15 protein-coding genes are annotated in these 19,735 nt (G+C 39.4%); 9 read left to right on the top strand and 6 right to left on the bottom strand.

Annotated elements, in window-relative coordinates; translation table 11 throughout:
* Positions 1–580: 580 nt before the first annotated feature.
* Entirely contained in the window at positions 581–1,669 is a 1,089-nt protein-coding gene (locus HWQ40_RS28700) for an aromatic ring-hydroxylating dioxygenase subunit alpha (protein ID WP_292784984.1), read from the bottom strand.
* A 346-nt stretch (positions 1,670–2,015) separates the two neighbouring features.
* Here HWQ40_RS28700 and HWQ40_RS28695 point away from each other — a divergent pair, with 346 nt between their 5' ends.
* Positions 2,016–2,441 carry a heavy metal-responsive transcriptional regulator gene (locus tag HWQ40_RS28695; protein WP_292784983.1) on the top strand — a complete coding sequence of 142 codons (426 nt, stop codon included), beginning with the start codon at positions 2,016–2,018 and terminating at the stop codon, positions 2,439–2,441.
* 6 nt (positions 2,442–2,447) lie between these two features.
* Here HWQ40_RS28695 and HWQ40_RS28690 read toward each other — a convergent pair whose 3' ends face one another.
* From HWQ40_RS28690 to HWQ40_RS28680, 3 genes are all read right to left on the bottom strand, one after another.
* Positions 2,448–2,675, bottom strand: coding sequence for a hypothetical protein (locus HWQ40_RS28690; RefSeq protein WP_292784981.1), 228 nt, complete (start codon positions 2,673–2,675; stop codon positions 2,448–2,450).
* Between the two features lie 19 nt (positions 2,676–2,694).
* On the bottom strand, positions 2,695–5,034 hold the full coding sequence (locus HWQ40_RS28685) for a heavy metal translocating P-type ATPase (RefSeq protein ID WP_292784979.1): 2,340 nt from the start codon (positions 5,032–5,034) through the stop codon (positions 2,695–2,697).
* A gap of 253 nt (positions 5,035–5,287) precedes the next feature.
* Positions 5,288–5,482, bottom strand: a complete 195-nt coding sequence (locus HWQ40_RS28680; RefSeq protein WP_094350009.1) for a heavy-metal-associated domain-containing protein — start codon at positions 5,480–5,482, stop codon at positions 5,288–5,290.
* A gap of 419 nt (positions 5,483–5,901) precedes the next feature.
* Between HWQ40_RS28680 and HWQ40_RS28675 the strand changes: the two genes are divergently transcribed.
* From HWQ40_RS28675 to HWQ40_RS28665, 3 genes are all read left to right on the top strand, one after another.
* On the top strand, positions 5,902–7,341 hold the full coding sequence (locus HWQ40_RS28675) for an RtcB family protein (protein ID WP_292784976.1): 1,440 nt from the start codon (positions 5,902–5,904) through the stop codon (positions 7,339–7,341).
* A 1,026-nt stretch (positions 7,342–8,367) separates the two neighbouring features.
* On the top strand, positions 8,368–8,973 hold the full coding sequence (locus HWQ40_RS28670) for a PDDEXK nuclease domain-containing protein (RefSeq protein ID WP_292784974.1): 606 nt from the start codon (positions 8,368–8,370) through the stop codon (positions 8,971–8,973).
* A 50-nt stretch (positions 8,974–9,023) separates the two neighbouring features.
* On the top strand, positions 9,024–9,335 hold the full coding sequence (locus HWQ40_RS28665; protein WP_292784972.1) for a hypothetical protein: 312 nt from the start codon (positions 9,024–9,026) through the stop codon (positions 9,333–9,335).
* Between the two features lie 113 nt (positions 9,336–9,448).
* On the opposite strand, the gene HWQ40_RS28660 is transcribed toward HWQ40_RS28665, so the two are convergent.
* Positions 9,449–9,781 (bottom strand): hypothetical protein, encoded by a 333-nt coding sequence (locus tag HWQ40_RS28660; RefSeq protein WP_292784971.1) that lies wholly within the window; start codon positions 9,779–9,781, stop codon positions 9,449–9,451.
* Between the two features lie 332 nt (positions 9,782–10,113).
* On the opposite strand from HWQ40_RS28660, the gene HWQ40_RS28655 reads away from it, so the two are divergent.
* The 5 genes from HWQ40_RS28655 (at position 10,114) to HWQ40_RS28635 (ending at position 17,504) form a co-directional block, all read left to right on the top strand.
* Positions 10,114–10,680 (top strand): Rieske 2Fe-2S domain-containing protein, encoded by a 567-nt coding sequence (locus HWQ40_RS28655; protein ID WP_292784970.1) that lies wholly within the window; start codon positions 10,114–10,116, stop codon positions 10,678–10,680.
* A 137-nt stretch (positions 10,681–10,817) separates the two neighbouring features.
* Positions 10,818–11,603 (top strand): HAD family hydrolase, encoded by a 786-nt coding sequence (locus tag HWQ40_RS28650; protein WP_292784968.1) that lies wholly within the window; start codon positions 10,818–10,820, stop codon positions 11,601–11,603.
* Positions 11,604–11,887: 284 nt separating this feature from the next.
* Positions 11,888–13,066 carry a DNA double-strand break repair nuclease NurA gene (locus HWQ40_RS28645; RefSeq protein WP_292784966.1) on the top strand — a complete coding sequence of 393 codons (1,179 nt, stop codon included), beginning with the start codon at positions 11,888–11,890 and terminating at the stop codon, positions 13,064–13,066.
* Between the two features lie 463 nt (positions 13,067–13,529).
* A complete protein-coding gene (locus HWQ40_RS28640; protein ID WP_292784964.1) occupies positions 13,530–16,223 on the top strand; it encodes a PAS domain S-box protein in 2,694 nt (897 codons plus the stop codon).
* Between the two features lie 495 nt (positions 16,224–16,718).
* Positions 16,719–17,504: an FHA domain-containing protein gene (locus HWQ40_RS28635; RefSeq protein WP_292784962.1), complete on the top strand. Its 786-nt coding sequence runs from the start codon at positions 16,719–16,721 to the stop codon at positions 17,502–17,504.
* A 29-nt stretch (positions 17,505–17,533) separates the two neighbouring features.
* Here HWQ40_RS28635 and HWQ40_RS28630 read toward each other — a convergent pair whose 3' ends face one another.
* A complete protein-coding gene (locus tag HWQ40_RS28630) occupies positions 17,534–19,708 on the bottom strand; it encodes a DEAD/DEAH box helicase (RefSeq protein WP_292784960.1) in 2,175 nt (724 codons plus the stop codon).
* Between the last annotated feature and the right edge of the window lie 27 nt (positions 19,709–19,735).

The following is a 19,735-nucleotide window of genomic DNA, read 5'->3' as shown; positions in this document are numbered from 1 at the left end:
TTAACGCTATTTTCAGCTTACTACCTGTCCCTTTCCTTATCCCGAACTCAGGTTAGTTAAGTTTCAATTAGAACAGCAACTTCTTGATGAACAGACAAAACTGGCACATCTTAGCGATGAACTAGATAAAATTGAGTCTGGATTGCAATCATGAGACTTATGTAAATATACAGTTATTTCGTGCATGTAAATCAGGATTTACTCACCTAGAAACAAGGAAAATAGAGATATTCAGTTAATTGGTGTTTGTTTATACTATTTCAATTCTTTGTAGTCGTTATACTCATAACTTAGGTTCTACCTGGGAATTAGGAAGTGGCTTTGCCACTTCTTTTTATTTATCTAGTAGTCCAGTAAAAAATCGATTAAAAGTTAGAAGTAACTTTGTTGAACTTTTAACCTTTATTAATTGTTATACCATTTCGCCAAATATCTGCTAGATATTCATTGCTAGAGGCGTACATCTATACGCCCCTACAAACGATTCATGTGTTGCAAAGATTGTTGACAATAGTTATGATATCATGTGCGTTTATTTGGCCCAGCAGTCTGACGGAATTTTGGTCATATAGACATGATGTTAGTCATTACTCATTGTATCTTGCCATCTTTCACGCTTGGGCTTGCTCTCCACATCGCGCGATCGCATTTCTTGCCAAGTCCCCCACATTAGGGATTGCTGTTTTTCAACATGGTTAATAAACTGCATAATTGAGTGATCTGCTTTGATAGGAGTTTTCAAATCAAACTGAATTGTTTGAAGAATCTTGATGTCACCCATGAGAAAGTACTTAGCTGCAATCTTAGTCAGCCATAGCACAACTCGATTGCATAACCAACCAAAAATTCCTTTACGTTTTTTAGTCATCAACACAACTTGACCTTCAGTTTTTCCGCCTTCGTGAAGGCGAACTGCAACCATCATGTGGACATGGAAGAAATCAGGGCCAAGTGTCACAATGCCAATGCTACCGTACCAATAACAAATACTGTAAGTTATGACATTTTTGTAGAAAAGACGGATAAGCTTAATCAAAAAGAAATTATCTTTTATGGGTGTAGTATTACTGAAGATAATCGCATTCTCGTTTAGTTCGTGTCTTTCAAAAATAATTTCTAGTGGCAATTTGTGAACTGTATTGAGGTGTTGAGCATCAATTGCATTAATCATTACCACATTGGGGTGACAGTTCAGCAAGAAGTGGGAATGGATGGCGACATGACACTCTTTTTGTTCTAACTCTGGAACAAAAGGTAGAGGTTGTTGCGGTATTTCTCCAGTCCAAACCCAAATCATCCCATACTTCTCAGCAGTGGGCCAAGTTTGTAACTTTAAGGAAGGTGGTACATCTAAACATGGGATATCAATACACATCCCCTCAGCATCAAACTTCCAGTGGTGGAAAAAACAACGTAGTGCATTCCCCTCAACTTTGCCTTCAGCAAGATGAGCGCCCATGTGTGGACAGTAGGCATCAAAGGTAACTACTCTTTTGTCTTTACCACGGTAAATTACTAATTCTCTACCCAAAATCGTGACAGGTTTTACTTCACCCACCCGCAGATTTTGAGAGGGTATTACCCAATACCATCCCTCAATAAAACGCTCTGGATTATTGAAAATTTTAGGTTTACGGATTGAGCTAAAAGCCTGCGAGTTGAGATTCATTTTTATGGTTTCACTTGAAGTGAAGCAGTTGATCTAGAAGTAACATGAAAACTTCAAAAAAACAGTTACTTTCAGTACCATGAGAAACAGCTACTCAAAAAATGGATAAAAATCATCAGGTAAAATATTGAACAAATATTATTATAAATGTCAAACTTATGTCAATTTAATATCAGCTAAATCCCAAATATCCATTTAAAATAGATATTTGAAAATTTACAACTTAGTAAAATCTCTAATTAGATAAAAAGTTCCAACACTGATGCTAATATTTTGTTTGACTCTCAAAGCACTTGAACTTTAGCAAAATATGTAATAATAATTACAAGAGTTGGGAAAATCTACCATGTTAACTCAAGAGAAAAAACTGCTTTTAATTGGTCAGGTAACAGATTTAACTGGAATACCCATTAGGACAATTCGTTATTACGAGAGTTTAGGTTTAATCAATTCATTGAGACGAACAGAGGGAGGCTTTCGCCAGTTTTCATTGGATGTGCTAACTCGTCTAGCATTCATTAAAAGGGCGCAAAATCTTGGTCTTAGCCTAGAAGAGATTAGAAATATTCTTCAGGTTTACGACCAAGGGCAAACTCCCTGTGGTGAAATCAAAGAAAAGCTTGAAGATAAAGTCTTGCAGATCGATCGCCAAATCGATCAGCTGTTAACTTTACGCTCTGAAATAAAAGGATTACTTTCAGGCTGGAAGAACATCAGCGACCATTATGAGAAGACAATTTGTCCGATTATTCAAAACACCTCTCAGGACTGACACCAATCAGGAATCAGGACTTTTATAAACAAGAAACCACCACAACTCTAGTCCAATTAAGGCTAAACCTGCGATCGCAACACCAATTTTTAAGCCCAAAGGTTGCTCAATGCTTTGAAATTGGCTGGTTTGCTCTGATGAATGGGCTGGCATTTCTGCTAATGTTACACCTGATGTACTAGTGAGAAACACTAAAGCTATCAGGCTTCCCCAAAGCATTTTTTTACTGAACATTTGCTAAATTACCCTGCAATTATGAGGTAGTTTTTGGTTGAAAGTTACGCAATCTAAGGGCATTGCTAACAACAGACAGCGAAGAAAGAGCCATCGCTGCCCCGGCGATAATTGGATTAAGTAACCAACCAAAGATGGGGAACAGAATTCCTGCCGCAATAGGAATACCAATGACGTTGTAAATAAAGGCAAAGAAGAGATTTTGCTTAATATTGTTAATGGTGGCGCGGCTTAGTTGAATTGCTGTCACAATTCCTTGCAAATCTCCAGAAATTAGGGTGATATCGCTAGCTGCGATCGCTACATCTGTTCCCGTCCCAATGGCAATTCCGACATCAGCCTGTGCTAGCGCTGGCGCATCATTTATGCCATCACCTACCATTGCGACAAGGGAGTGCTGAGTTTTGAGTAAGAATTTACGAGAATTCTCTCCCCTTACTCCTCTGCCCCTCTGCACCTCTGCACCCCTGCCCCTCTGCTCTCTTTGCAGGGATTGAATAATCGCCGCCTTCTGATCTGGACGCACTTCGGCAAAGATTCGCTGGATGCCAACTTGTAGAGCGATCGCATCAGCAGTTTTACGATTATCTCCGGTAAGCATTACTACTTCTAAACCTAACTTCTGTAAGGCTTTCACCACTGCTGCTGACGAAGGTTTTAGGGCATCGGCAATACCCATTATTCCTTGTAGTTCCCCATCTACAGCAATCAAAATGACTGTTTTACCAGCCGCTTCCCAAGCATCTTTATACTGCTGGAGACTCATGGTGTTAATTCCAAGTTCTGCTAACCAGCGTTGTGTACCAATTTGCACAAGCTGATTTGAAACAACTGCTTGGACACCACTACCTGCATTAGCCACGAAGTTCTTTGCATCTATTAAACTCACTTCTTGAGACTGGGCGTATTTTACAACCGCTTCAGCTAAAGGATGCTCAGAATTGCGTTCCACCGTTGCTGCTAATTGTAAAAGCTGGATTTCATTACCATTAGCTGTGCCGTTGATAGTTACAAAGTCTGTAACCGTAGGTTTACCCTGAGTCAAAGTGCCGGTTTTATCTAGAACGATGGTTTGAATTTTGTGTGCTAGTTCTAAACTGTCAGCGCCTTTAATCAAGATGCCATTTTCCGCACCTTTGCCCGTCCCTACCATTACAGATGTGGGGGTAGCTAAACCCAAAGCACAAGGACAAGCGATAATCAGTACACCCACCGTTGTCATTGTTGCTAGGGTAAGGTTGCCTGTGAAATTAAACCAAATCACGAAAGTAGCGATCGCGATCGCAATTACAGCTGGTACAAACCATCCTGTGACTTGATCTGCCAAACGCTGAATTGGTGCTTTAGAACCTTGGGCTTGTTGCACTAGTTTGACAATTTGAGCCAAAAATGTATCATTTCCGACTCGTGTCACCCGAAACTGAAATGCACCCGCACCGTTAATCGTCGCCCCAATCACCTCATCTCCTGGCTGCTTTTTGACTGGCAAACTTTCACCCGTCACCATCGCTTCATCTACTGTCGAAGCGCCTGCAATCACTTCGCCATCTACCGGAATCTTTTCACCAGGACGCACTAAAATCACATCGTTGATTCTGACTTCGGCGATGGGAACATCAATTTCTCTACCATCACGGATAACTCTGGCATCTCTAGCTTGCAGTCCGATGAGTTTGCGGATAGCTTCAGAAGTTTGTCCCCTAGCGCGATTTTCTAACAAACGCCCCAACAAAATTAAGGTAATGACAATGGCGGCGACTTCATAATAAATATGAGGTATTAAGCCCTGAGTAATAAAAAATCTTGGAAAAACAGTGACAAACAAAGAATATAGATACGCTGCACTTGTACCCAAAGCAATTAACGTGTCCATCGTCGCCGTATGGCGCTTGAGGGATTTCCAGCCATTCCGGTAAAAAGATCCACCACACCAGAACACGACGGGTGTTGTCAGCACTAACTGCACCCAAGAATTTTGCAAGAAGCTTGGAATTAAGGGTAAGTTCAGTCCAGTCATCATGGGCAACGACCCCAAAAGTAGGAAAATGCTGATTACACCTCCCACCACTACCTTGAGGGAGAGTTGGCGTTGTAATGCTTGCCTACTCGCTTTCTCAGCATCATCTTCTTCGGAAAGCAATTCTTCCTGGAGTGAGTCAGAAGAGTATCCCGCAGATGCGATCGCAGCTTGGATTTTCTCTAAATTCGCTAGAGAGCGATCGTATTTGATGGTAGCTTGCTCTGCTCCAAAATTAACGTTGCAGTCAATTACCCCAGAAACAGAGCGAATTGCCTTTTCGATGTTGTTGGCGCAAGCGGCACAACTCATGCCTCGGAGTTTGAGTGTGAGAGTATCCATAGATAAACCCCTGTGATTGGTGTGAGAGGAGCGTGAAAGAGGCAGGAGGCTCCAGACATTATTCCTTCTGCCTCCTTGTCCGACGCTTGCGGACTCGCTCTAAGAGAAGCTATGCCGTTGCCGTTCGCGTTAGCGTCTCTGAAAGAGAAGCCTCTCGTTCGCGTTATCTCCGTTCGCGCAGCGTCTCCGACAGGAGAAGGAGAAGAGAAGGCTTTACGCTGCGCTATCTGCCTCCTGCTTTCTTGTTAAAATATTAAGCAACTGGATAACCCGCAGCAGCTAACGCTTCCTTAATTGCTGTTTCTGATGCTTGAGTTTCTACACTGACAAGCTTGGTTGTTGGATCGGCCTGAACGCTAGCATTGGCATCGACTGCCTGAAGTGTTTTGGTGATGGTGCTTGCACAAGCAGAACAAGCCATGTTGGGAACTGTGAGTTGGAGAGTCATAGATTTACGGGATAAAATGAACAACTTAGCCAGATCGAGCTGGATGACTGAGACGTATCCCTCACACATCAGAAATTTCTGGTTGAGAGTCGCCTTGAATTCATCCTAGACTCTCTAGCCGGCTGGAGAGTCTAGAGATTTTTAAAAGTTTTTCGCTAAACTTCAAATTTCTTTACAACTTTGGTTTGACTGAGTAACCATTGCCCATCCAAAATACAACGTACTACAAAACACTTGTCATCCGATGAAACTGTGTGTTATTAAGGCTATATAACCACATTAGTCAGAATTAACCTGTTGTTTTCCCAACAGTTCTGGGAAAATGACCTTCCGCACTAATTGAGACGCGGCTGCTGAACCCAAGTCTCCTCATCTCTTCACAACAAAAGGTCTTTTTTAAGACCTTATTTAGAGTTTTCATGCAGCCAAAAAATCTGAAACGTCTCCTGCGTGCTTTAGAGCGGCAGGGTTTGGATGTAACTTATAACAATCGCACTTATTCAGTTCGTTTAGTTAATTCTCCTGATGCCCCTGTAGCAGAAGTACTACTACCTGAAGACTTCCCCGTAGAAGCTAAGGCATTGAAGCAGTTAGCAAATTTAGCAAGCGTCCGTCACCCGTCAGGTGGATGCGTTTGTCGTGCCTGTGCTACGCCTGACTTTCACCCAGGTGATGCGGGTGTTGCCATTGGTTCAGTCATAGAAACTGTGGGTCAAGTTATTCCTGGTGCTGTTGGTTCTGACATCAATTGTGGAATGCACCTGCATGTCGTTGATTTGACAATTGAAGAATTCCTGGCAAAGCGCGACCAATTCGTAGAACGGATGAAGGGGGATTACTTCTTCGGTACACGTGATGTGACGATGACTGCTCACGCAATGCAAGCTTTGTTTCAATATGGAGTTCCCGGTTGCCTGGATGCCATGCTAGATAGGGCTACGGGGAGCGTAGTCAAATCTGATTTGCAGCAACTTGCCCAAGAGAGCGAACGCATCTTCTTAGGTGGTTCAATGAATGGTGACTGGAAACTTGCACCTGAAGAATTGGTTCCCGATGCTGGACTAGTACGCGATGGCGGACTGGCAACCATTGGCGGCGGCAATCATTTTGTCGAAGTGCAACAGGTTGATAAAGTCGAAAATCGCCCACTTGCCCACGCTTGGGGAGTGCGCGAGGGACAGCTAGCTTTTATGATTCACTCTGGTTCTCGAAACGTGGGTAAGTATATTGGGGGAATGTGGCGAGATAAAGCTAAGGCAACTTGGCAGAAAGGTCTAAAGTACCCTGATTCTCAGATTTTTCCTCTCTCTATTTATTCTCACCCTGAACTAGTTGCCAGTTACCTGCAAGCTGAAGCCACTGCTGCTAACTATGGCTTTATCAATCGCCTGTTGTTAGCAGAATTGCTACGTCTGCGTTTACGGGAAGTATACAAAGATGTGGAAGCACCTCTAGTTTATGACTTACCCCATAACATCACCTTGTCAGAAGGTGAAGGATGGGTAACACGCAAGGGCGCTTGTCCCGCCCATACAGGGCAACCAGTGATTATCCCTGGTTCAATGGGTGCTTATTCTTATCTGATGGTGGGTAGAGGGAATGCAGCATTTTGTAATTCGGCTTCACATGGGGCGGGAAGAATTCGTTCTCGCTTCGATCTTAGTCGCAAAGGTGCATCTCAAAGTGAGACAGAACTGGGATTAACCGGAGTAGACTGCATTACCCTGCGTGAAGAACGCCGAATTGAGGAAGCACCTGCTGCCTACAAACCGATTCAGTCTGTGATTGATGTGCAGGTTGAGGCAGAAATGGTAGACGTTGTGGCGCGATTGAGTCCGGTGTTGACGTTTAAGGCGTAGCTGCCAAATAAAAAGCCCCTGGTAAACACCAGGGGTATCCATCTTTATTCCCTCATTTAGAATCGCATCTATGAAGCTATAGTAAATCCGTATTAATGCGATAACTGCATATTAATGATGATTATTTTGCAATCAACAAATGAAAGGGGCCTGGGAGGTTAGGTTTGAGTAAAAGTTACACACAGCGTTACAGATCCATTTTGATCTAACTCCAAAGCTGTTAGCCTGTTTTGTCAAATTAGGCAATAGTTCTAATTGTTTGTATACCTTATGAGTGCAATCTCCATTCAGAACATAGGATTGTGTTCATTATCCCAACACTTGCGATCGCTCCAATTTCTGCCAGTATGTTCGCATTCAGATGCATTATCTATCCAAGGAATCGATGTAGAGTGGTACGAGTTTCCAATGCAAGCAAATAAGCTAGCACTGAATAAGGGTAATAATAAGGATAAAATTATCAATGTACAAATTGGTAGAGTGATTAAATATCCAGTAAGCAGTACAATTTTGTTATGAGTCAAAATAAATGTACCTATTTTATTGTTTTTTTGACGAGTTTTTAAGCTGGTTCTTGAATTCGAGAAATGCATAATGCAACCCTATTAATACCAGTTTATATAACAATCACATTTGATTTTTAAAAGCCAAGCTAACCGAGAGCAAGCCCGATCGGGTTTTGCTCTGAGTCTATTTAGCAAAAATCAAATATGAGTCTATATATAAGTATGGATTTTTACGTAAGAACATTATTCAGACTATACACTCTGATGTCAAAGGTACAAGTGATGACTTCTTAGAAATTTTAATCTTTGGGCGCTAAAAAATGTTTTTAATGAAAAAATATTGAAGTTGTGGCGATCCCTCTTGCGTAAATTATGGCAAATTTCACTCACAGCCTTCTTTCGCCGATACAGCAAAAATCCTGACAGAATGCTGGATACTTGTATACAGCAAGTTTCAAGTTGGTGAGGTAAACAAGCTAAGTCTATTACCCAGCTAGAAAGAGTGTTTTACTCCTAAATTTTGAATTCTGCTATAGCATTTGCCGAAGCTTATCCAGATGAGCAATTAGTGCAACAAGTTGTTGCACTAATTCCCTGGGGTCATAATGTTCGGATTTTGGATACTGTTAAAGACCAAACAGAACGCTTGTGGTATGTACAACAAACTATCCAGCATGGATGGAGTCGGAATATTTTAGTTCACCAGATTGAAAGCAAGTTATATCACCGTCAGGGTAAAGTAACCACCAACTTTAACCGCACTTTACCTCAAGCACAATCAGAATTAGTACAGCAATTGTTAAAATACCCCTACACTTTTGATTTTCTCAATTTAGGGGAAGATTTTCTGGAACGCGATTTGGAACGTGCTTTAATCAACCACATCCGTGATTTTTTACTAGAGTTAGGAATTGGTTTTGGTTATTTAGGTAGTCAATACCATCTTGAAGTTGGTGGTGAAGACTTTTATATTGATTTGTTGTTTTACCACGCACATTTACACTGCTATATAGTGATTGACCTAAAAATTGAAGAGTTCAAACCAGAGTATTCCGGTAAGATGAATTTCTATGTTAGTGCGGTGGATGATTTATTAAGGCAACCAGATGATCAGCCTACAGGATGATTTTGTGCAAGAGTAAAAATAAGGTAATTGCCGAATATTCTCTACGAGATATGCATAAGCAAATTGGTGTTTCTGTGTATCAGCTACAAGATATTTTGCCGGAGGCTTTGCAAGGTAATTTGTCAACGATTGAGCAGTTAGAAGCTGAATTAGAAACGGTGTCAATTATGGAGAATATCAATGGACTCAGTGGTTCAGATGGAAAAATGGAAGTAATGCATTACCCACTAGATGAAGCATATAAAAGGCTTAGACTACAGACAAAAAGAACTGAGTTCTCACTAGAAGAAATAAGAAAAGAAGTTACAAAGATTCGGAGCGAAATAAATGATAATACAACTAAAGATTCTGATTTAATTTAGAGTGTATTCCAATGCAGAGGAAAATATCTTCAATCTGCTGTCAGCGCGAGACGCAAAGAAGCAGAGAGTATTTGATAACTTCTCTGTATCCCTGCGTCTTCCATAAACAACTACTACCAAATTCGATTTCCATTTTCGTCAAGTCGTGCCTGCCGAATTACGTCGGAGATTTCTTCAGCATCTTTAACGTGGTGGAGTGCCTTCTTTTCGCCGTTGGGTTCATCCACAACGAAGTAAGTCGGGACTGTGATTCTGTCACCTGTAATATCTGGTACATCATCAACAGCTGCCTGTTTAGCCTTCTCTTCAATTGATTGAGGCTGATCAGAAATTCTATCTCCTGGATTCGCGGTTAAGTTTCTTTCGTTCACATCTGGCTTTTCACGAGAATCCCGATCTTCACTTACTGGTTGATTAATTTGATTTTCTTGATTCTTATCACTCATGGCGCTTTCAGTTATTAAAATATAGAACTTGACTAAGAACAGCTTAAAAAATCAAAGGCATAAAGAGTTCTTTCTCTGGAGAGAGTTTGAGAATATATTTTGATGAATAGATTTTGTGAGGGAACATATCTTAGGTTATAGCCTAGCTCTGAAGCTTATAAATAACCTCATACTCCAGGAATAAATAATAATTAAAAACTACAGTTCAGGCGCAACTCTTAAAAAAAGCAAATTTTATGAAAATGAACCCATAGCAAACACAAATGTACATTAATATTAATGCGATCGCACCGTAGTATATTAGTAGACCTTTGTCGGGAAATCGAATCATCATGGAACATTCTTCTAGTAATGGCAAAATTCCAGCGAAGATAAAAACGCGCCGGGATTTCTTAACCTATATGCTAGGTACTACAGTTGCATCAGTAGCTATCGGATATCTATTTCCCAAAGTCAGCCAAAGTCGTGAGATAGACTTAGAAACCCTTTGCTCACTTTATCCAAAGAATTCACGCTGTCAAAATTATCTTCCAGGATCGGTGGCACTGACTGAAGATGGCAAGCAAATTGAGGATAATGCACTATTAGCAACCGCAAAGTCAGGAATTCCGATTCTGGTAAAAGGCTTGCCAGATCGTAGCGTTGATTATCTGATTATTCAAGACGGGCCACAAATTGCTGAGTACGCTATCAGTCCAATCTGCACCCATTTAGGATGTACAGTCGAGTGGGATCTTGAGAAGAATCACTTTATTTGTCCTTGTCATGGATCTCAATACGATTCTCAGGGTCGAGTTGTTCATGGGCCAGCTAAACGTTCTTTACCACTAATCACTGTAGTAGTCAAGCAAAACCAAATTCGTTTAGTCGATCGCAAACCTGCTGTAGATCCTCGTTAACCCACCAGTAACCAATCAAATGTCACAATCCCACCATACTTTTTCCGCAAGTTATGAATTATAAAAGACTAACAAAAAATACTGCATGATTTAAATTTGTCGGATAAGCTGACAACAGCAGTTTCATTCTCAAACCAATGACCGCAAGTAGTCCCAAAATTTTAGCCCTGGACTTTGATGGAGTGATTTGCGACGGATTAATTGAATATTTTGAGGTAGCATGGCGTACCTACTGTGAAATTTGGTCTTCTGCTAACGACACACCGCCAGATGATTTAGCTTTGAGATTCTATCGACTAAGGCCTGTTATTGAAACGGGTTGGGAAATGCCCATTTTAATTAAAGCCTTGATAGATGGAATTCCTGACGAAAAGATTCTTCATGAATGGATAAGCATTGCCCCAAAAATTTTGTTAAATGACAAGCTACAAGCAAGAGAAATTGGTGCGAAACTAGATAACCAGCGAGATGAATGGATTACTACGGATTTAGGTAGTTGGCTGAGTCTGCATAGATTTTATCCGGCTGTAGTAGAAAAAATAAAATTAACTATTGACAATGGAGTTAAGCTCTATATTGTGACAACTAAAGAAGGGCGTTTTGTACAGCAGTTGTTGCAACAAGAAGGAGTGAATTTACCACCAGAAGCAATCTTTGGGAAAGAAGTCAAGCGTCTCAAATATGAAATTTTGCGAGAATTAATCCAGTCAGCAGAAGACAAGCCAGTTAGTCTCTGGTTTGTAGAAGATAGGCTCAAGACATTACAGATAGTCCAACAGCAAGCAGACCTTGAGGATGTGAAACTTTTCCTTGCAGACTGGGGCTATAATACCCAAGCAGAAAGGGAAGCTGCTCAAAACGATCCGCGAATTCAGTTGTTATCACTTTCTCAGTTTGCCAAAGATTTCTCAGCTTGGCTTTAATATATTAAATATCCAGTGAAAAAGAGACGTAGCAGTGCTACGTCTCTACAAGGATTCTGAATAACACATATTTAATTTTTGGACATGTCTATTAGACCTCTTGCATAAATCACAAATAAGAACCCCACCCCCGCCAAAGCTATGCTTTGTCTCCCCTCCCCTTACTAAGGGGAGGGGTGTTAGGGACTTTTGCAAGATATCTATATAAATCAAACTATGTGTTTTATAAAATTAGGTGAAATAATAACTCACAAGTATTCACTCCTCACTTCACACTTACTTTTATGCTTGATCTAACAAAACTGGCGCGACAAATGCAGGGTTTAAGTCAGCATCTTACTTTAGAAGCTGCTGCCAGTCGTCAGCGTTTAGAACTGGCACAACAACATTTAAAAAATGCTTACGAGTGTCAACAAGATTTAATCGATCGCCAGGAAAAATGGCGCGATCGCATTCTCTTTGCTAATGCTACCCCAATTGAGCCACTAGAAACCTGCATCGATATCCCAGTTCCCCCAAAAATTCATACTGTCATCGCTACCGATGGTTCTCAAATTGCCCCCAACCATCATGAAATTGCTTACTGTTATCTGCTAAATATTGGCAGAGTCGTCTTGCACTACGGACAAAATCGCCATCCGCTACTCGATAGTTTGCCAGAAGTATTTTACCGCCCAGAAGATTTATATATGTCTCGGCAGTGGGGAATTAGAACTGAGGAATGGATGAGTTTTCGCCGCACTGCTTCAGAAACAACGGTGTTAGCAGAACTTGCCTGTAGTGCAGCGTCAGGAGAAACGCCAGCGCTAGCAATGGTAGATGGTTCGCTAATTTACTGGTTTTTAGAACAATTGCCGATGGATGCACGCGATCGCATTTTACCGCCCATTCTGGAAGCTTGGCAGCAGATGCGTGATGCTCGAATTCCGTTGATGGGCTATCTTAGCGCCTCTCGTAGCATCGAAACAATGAACTTTTTACGGTTATTAGCTTGTCCCCATCCAGCGCCAGACTGTAAAAGTCATTGCCCAAATCAGCTAGAAAAAGTAGCTTGTAAAATTTTTGAACAGTTGCGAGATACTTCTGTTTGGGGAACCCGACTCAAACCAGGACAACGTAGTACCTTGTGGCGCAGCAATTCTCCCATTTTGGAACTTTATGGCGATCAAACAATTTACTTTTGCTACGTCCACGTTGGCACTGAAATCGCTAGGATCGAAGTTCCAGCATGGGTAGCAGAGAATACAACCATGTTAGATCAAGCACTGGGACTGATGTTAGCACAAGTACAAAAAGGGTATGGTTATCCTGTAGCGATCGCCGAAGCGCATAATCAAGCAGTAGTAAAAGGTGGCGATAGAGCGCGTTTCTTTGCTCTTCTCGAACAACAAATGATTAAAGCTGGTTTGAAAAACGTGGGAACTTCTTACAAAGAAGCCAGAAAGCGTGGGAGTATTGCTTAAAATAATTTGTAATGACGCTCCTACGGACGCTCGTACTTCGCTAACGCTATGCTAACGTAATTCGTAATAGAATTCTTAACTACGAATTACGCTTTGCGGTACTAATGCCTTAGCTACTTAAGGACAATTACAGATAAAAATTCAGATTAATTCAGTTGACGTAACACTTCTTATTTTAAATTTAAAATATAAATGTTTACTTTACAGTTTTTTAGGGAAACCTTTATTTAGTAGAGAAATAAGTGAATCGCTAGCTGGTTTACTCAGTAAAAACTAGTAGATACTTATTGGCTCTACATCAAGTTAACTACGTTTTCATTCGTAAGCGAAACAGTCTTTGCCATAACTAGATATTAGGTGAGTCTCTAGGTTGATATATCCTATCAAAATGGTTGTTAAACTTCTGAAAAAACGTACTAACTTATTTAACCTTCCTCCAAAAAGATTCATACCTAAAAAATTGATGAAACTAGTTAAATCTGAGTATAAAAAATCTGAAGAAAAATACTCTCGATTTTTCTCACTCTCTATAGATTTATTGTGTATTGCTAACTTTGATGGTTATTTTAAGTATTTAAATCCGACATGGACAAAAACACTAGGTTGGTCTATTCATGAACTTGTTGCTAAACCCTTTATCGAATTTATTCACCCTGAAGACCGTGAATCTACTATTGCAGCAGCCCAAAACATTACACAATCTGTAGATGCGGTTAGCTTTGAAAATCGCTATCTTTGTCAGGATGGTTCTTACAAATGGCTATCGTGGAATGCGACTGGTTTCAGTGAAGAAAAATTGATTTATGCAGTAGCTCGTGACATAACTCTTAACAAAGAGAATGAGATAGCACTAAAAAATTCTGTCCAAGAATTAGAAGCTTTTAAATTTGCCTTAAATGCCCATTCACTGGTAGCTATTACTGATAGAGCTGGAAAAATAACCTATGTCAATGACCTATTTTGTGAAGTTTCTAAATATTCTCCACAAGAACTTCTAGGACAAGATCATCGAATTATCAATTCTGGATACCACACAAAAGAATTTTTTACAACCTTATGGAAAACTATCGTCCAAGGTAAAATTTGGAAAGGAGAAATTCAAAATAAAGCTAAGGATGGAACTTTTTATTGGGTAGATACTTTGATCGCCCCAATGTTGGGACAAGATGGAAAGCCCTATCAATATGTATCGATTCGGACAGATATTACACAGCGTAAGCTTTCAGAGTTAGCTTTATTAGAGCGATCGCGCTTGTCAGTTTTGAGTGCAGAAGTCAGTTTAGCTTTATCTCAAAGTGGCACACTTCCAGAAATTCTGCAAAATTGTACAAATACTATTTCCCAATACCTTGATATCGGCTTTGTTTGTATCTGGACATTTGAACGACAGACAAACCAGCTACAATTGCAAGCTGGCGTTCATTGCACAGATATTACTTGTAGTGCTTTGAGCGATACTCAAGATTTCCCAGAACATATCGCTTTAGTCAATAATAGTATTGGCTTAATGATTCAAAACCATCAAGCTATTTTTAACAAAGAATTATCAATTAATCATTCAGAAAAGCTTATCGAGTCTACATTTTCAATTTCTCGATTTTCTGCTTATCCTCTGATAGTAGAGCAGCAATTAATTGGCATAATTGCTTTATTCAGCAAGCAATTATTTACCGAACCAACTCATAACCTATTAAATTGGATTGCTAATAATATTGCTGTAGCTATTGACCGAATCTGGGCGCGAGAAGAACTCCTCAGCCGTCGGGAAGCCTTATTACTGCGTTTAGCTAGCCAAATCCGCAGTTCTCTTAACCTAGATATGATCTTAGAAACAGCTGTGAATGAAATTCGCAGCTTATTACAAATTGACCGTTGCTACTTTCTTTGTTACTTACCGCATCCATCCCAACCAAGCTTGACTATTACCTATGAAGCGCGAAACCCTAACTTGGCAAGTATGTTAGGCAGTATTCCACTGCAAAAAAGTACTTTTTTGACCCAAACTCTTCTCTCTCAAGAGCTAATTTGTATAGAAAATATTAATAGGAAATCACAACTTGATTATGATACGCAAGAACTTTTAACTGAGTTTGGGATCACATCTCAACTAATGCTACCAGTTAAGAGTAATTCCGGGGAGATTGGGGCAATTGTGTGCAGTCATTGTAGTGGCGATCGCGTTTGGAATAACAGTGAAATTAACCTGTTACAAGCTGTTTGCGATCAACTAGCGATCGCCATTGATCATGCACAACTTTATACTCAAAGTCGCGCTGCTACTTTAGAGGCTCAAACTCAAGCTGAAAAACTCACCGAAACCTTGCATAAATTGCAACAAACTCAATCTCAACTGATCCAAAATGAAAAAATGTCTAGCTTAGGACAATTAGTCGCTGGAGTGGCCCATGAAATTAACAATCCAGTTAGTTTTATTCATGGTAACTTAACCTATGCTAACGAATACTTTCAAGAGATGTTAACTCTCTTGCACCTTTATCAGCAACATTATCCCCAAGCGGAACTAGAAATTGAAGATTTCGCTGAAAAAATTGATTTGGAATTCATTACTAGCGATCTTTCTAAACTCCTATCCTCGATGAATATGGGTACTAATCGTATCCGTGAAATTGTTTTAGGATTGCGAAATTTTTCTCGTTATGATGAAGCAGAGAAAAAACTAGTTGACATTCATGAAGGAATTGAAAATACGTTATTAATTTTGCATCACCGCTGGAAAAATAATGGAATTGGCTTAAATATATCTATAGTTAAAAAATATGGTGATTTGCCTTTAGTTGATTGCTATCCTGGGCAGCTTAATCAAGTATTTATGAATATTTTAACTAATGCGATCGATGCATTAGAAGAGTCAATGGTTAGCATAAAAATAAATCATAAACCGGAAATTATAATTCATACTGAAATTTTAGAGAGTAAATTTGTTGTTATCCGAATTGCCGACAACGGATTAGGAATGGTAGAAGACATTAAAAAGCGGTTATTTGATCCATTTTTCACCACAAAAGAGGTAGGAAAGGGAACAGGTCTAGGACTGTCAATTAGCTACCAAATTGTAGTAGAAAAACATGGTGGAATTTTGAATTGTCTATCAGAACCAGGAAAAGGCACAGAATTCTGGATTCAAATTCCAATTTAAAATACTCTACGTTTAAAAACGCCACAATTTTACGCAAAGCTGTACTTTGACATTTGTTTAAGAAAAAATATGTAAATAGCCCTCTGCTCACATGTTATGCGTAACTGATAACTGACCTTAGTCCACATGAGCAGACTAAGGTCAGTTAGTCGTTCGGTACTCTAAGATCAAGTAAGTAGGACGACGTAAATAATTAAAGGTTTGTAGTGAGGGCTTTAGCCTTACTTTGAGGACTAAAGCCCTCAGTACAAAGTAATTTGAATATTTTTTACATTAGTTAATATAGTTTGAATTATTCTCACCAACTTACTTATCTATAATTTAAATTGAATTTTATGAACAAGTGCTTAGTAGCACCGTGGCTCGTTACTATAGAGTTTTGTTTGGATTGAGATTCCTTTGCATCAGATGGGGGAATCGTTAAGCCATAACGGATTTAAATTGTCTACTAATTTGCAAAAATCAAAAGTCTAGAGAAATTATTGACTAAAAACTATGCAAAATTTAAGTACATCCAACGCTATAGGACTGAGTTTAGAGCTTTTTCATGTCCAAACCAACACTGCTTTTGAGTTATCACCAAATACTGCGGTGTTTCATATCGGTAAACCAAATGACCAAATTTCACCGGATATTGATGTTTCCAACTTGCCAGATGCAGATGTAGTTTCTCGCATCCATGCACGAATTCAAATCCATATAAATAATTACTTTATTGAAGATTTAGGAAGTTCTAATGGGACATTTGTCAATAACACTAGATTAGAACCTAGAACACCCTGTCAAATAAATTTAGGAGATAGAATAGACCTTGGTCAAGGGGAAAAAGTTACATTTATATTTCAAGGTAAGATACAACATCAACAAAATCTTCTTCCTTTTGCAAGTTCTACAAAAATGCAGCCTCAAATTGATCTGAACAGCAGACAAACTCCGGTGAATCAAACAACCAGGTATATAGGCTTTGCTTTGATGGTTGCAGGCATCATCATTTTAACTGCAAATATTCGTATTGGTATATTTTTTGGTATTCCTGGTTTATTACTATGTATTTGCGGTATTTTCGTCCTTTGTCAGCAGCGAATAAACCCTAACTTAGGATGGATTTTGATAGCGCTAGGAATTGTAGTCATAGCTTTTACTGGCAATGTGTTCGCGTCAGTTAATCTTTTAGTTGTTGTAGCATCATCTGCTTTCTTTTTCGCTGGATATCAACTTTTTAATACTGGAAAAATCTTAAATTATAATTTGCGATCGCTCCACAAATTAATTAAAAAATAGCTGATTTTAAATAATTCCAAATTATCTTTTTATTCTCTCCATAATGCCACTACTTGTTTCAGTTCTGTCATATCCAAATAATCATTAGCAAAAGCTTTCCATAAAAGTGGATGAGGAATAAAACCATCATATTTTTGAATTTCCGGTGCTTCTGAAGTACTAACTAAATCTTCTGAGGTAATTCTTTGTTCACACAAGGAAGTAATCTCACGATAAAGATATTTCAATTTATCCTTGCTTAATTTAATTGTCAAATAATAGGGATTTACTCCACCAATACTTGTAATTTCCAACGATTCCCGGCAGTACGAGTTGAGTAATCTTTCTAAGGTACGATAAGCAACCGTACCCATCCAAGGAAAAATACAGCATTTCCCTTTTTCCAATTGCAAAATATTCCGCTTATCTAATCCAACTTGCTGCACCAATTGACGAACTTGACGCAAATGTTGCAAAGCATTTGTTTGTAAGTAACTGTACTCAATATTTTCTAATAAGACTTGCTGCATTCGTTGCAAAACTTTGGTATGAATAGTCCCACCACCACCACGCCAATAAATACTAGATTTACCCTCAGCTTGTTTAACAAAAATAGCCTTCTTTTTAAAGTCAACTTCTACGACTTCCCAAGTTCTGCCAGCTAAAGCAAATTGATTACCAACAGGAAGTGGCGTGACAATACTGCCAATTTCTGTTGAACCTTGCTTAACAATGTATTCTTGCTGTTCAGCAAAGACAGCATAAAACTGAAATTTTCTCACCACCTTTTCTCCTACCAAACCCAGGATTAATTTACCTTGTTCAGTATGCTGAATATGACCAATATCAATTAAATAGCGTAGTAATAGTTGTAAATCCTCTTTGGAAATCGCAGCAAAAGGTGGCAGACTAAAAATTTGTTTAGCTAGAGCATTAGTTGAAATTTCCCCTGCTGCTGTTAAAATACTCATTGTTTGGTGATAAAGCAAACTCAAAGGATATTTAATTGGTCTGATTGGTTCAATCCATTGTTCCTCTAAATAAAGTTGAATTATCGCAATACACTGTAAAAGTTGCCAGGGAATTTGTTCTGGCAGAGAATCTTCTGGTAATGGCTTCTCTTCAGCGCAAACGAAACGCATATCAGCAGCTTCACCTCTTCTACCACTGCGTCCCAAGCGCTGTAAAAAGCTAGCTACAGACAAGGGTGATTCTAACTGAATCACTCGCTCTAAATGACCGATATCTATCCCTAATTCTAGAGTTAGAGTGGCAGCGGTAACAGCTGGATTGTTGGGTTCACGCATTGCGTTTTCAGCAGCTTGTCGTAAGCTAGCAGATATACTCCCATGATGCACATGATATATATCTGGTAATCCTTGTTGTGTGGCAATTTGTCGCAAAGATGCAATTACAGATTCGGTTCGTGTGCGATTATTAGCAAATATTAGGCATTTGCGATACTTGCTGAGGTTGAAAATATATTGTTCATCTGCTGTCGCTTCTGATTCATCTATTTCATCAGTAATATAAAAATGTTCTACAGCTAGTTTTATTTGGCGTTTTATACCGTCAATTTTTGGTGTAATTACTGGCTTATCTGTTCCCGATCGCAGCCAATTTTCAGCTATTGAGTAATCACCAAGAGTTGCCGACAAACCAATACGACGCGGTTGTTTTTGCGTTAACTTTGCTAAACGTTGTAATTGGCAAATAATTTGACAACCGCGTTCTAAACCCATAAAGGCGTGAATTTCATCAATGATGACAAATCTTAAATCACCAAATAAGCGAAGTAAGTCGTTATTTTTGTTAATTAACAAACTTTCTAGAGATTCGGGGGTAATTTGGAGAATGCCTTGAGGATTCTTTAAAAGCTTGTTTTTTCGAGTTTGTGAAACATCGCCGTGCCAGTGCCAAACTGGAATATCTGCTTCTTTGAGTAAGTCGTTGAGACGCTCAAATTGATCGTTAATTAAAGCTTTTATTGGACTAATATATAATGCGCCAATTGTGGCGGCAGGGTTGGCATGTAATAGAGTCAAAACTGGTAGAAAAGCTGCTTCTGTTTTACCAGCAGCAGTTGCAGCAGTAACTAGCAAGTGAGCATCAGTGTCAAATATAACTTGACAAGCGGCAATTTGAACTGGACGTAATTCAGTCCACTGGTGATGATAAATATATTCTTGGATGAAGGGTGCAAGTCGGCTAAAGGCATCGCTCATATTTTTTATGGATGAAAGTGTTAGTAA

It is taken from the genome of Nostoc sp. NMS9, assembly GCF_017114995.1.
Classification (GTDB): domain Bacteria; phylum Cyanobacteriota; class Cyanobacteriia; order Cyanobacteriales; family Nostocaceae; genus Nostoc.
This window is presented reverse-complemented; position numbering and strand designations above follow the sequence as displayed.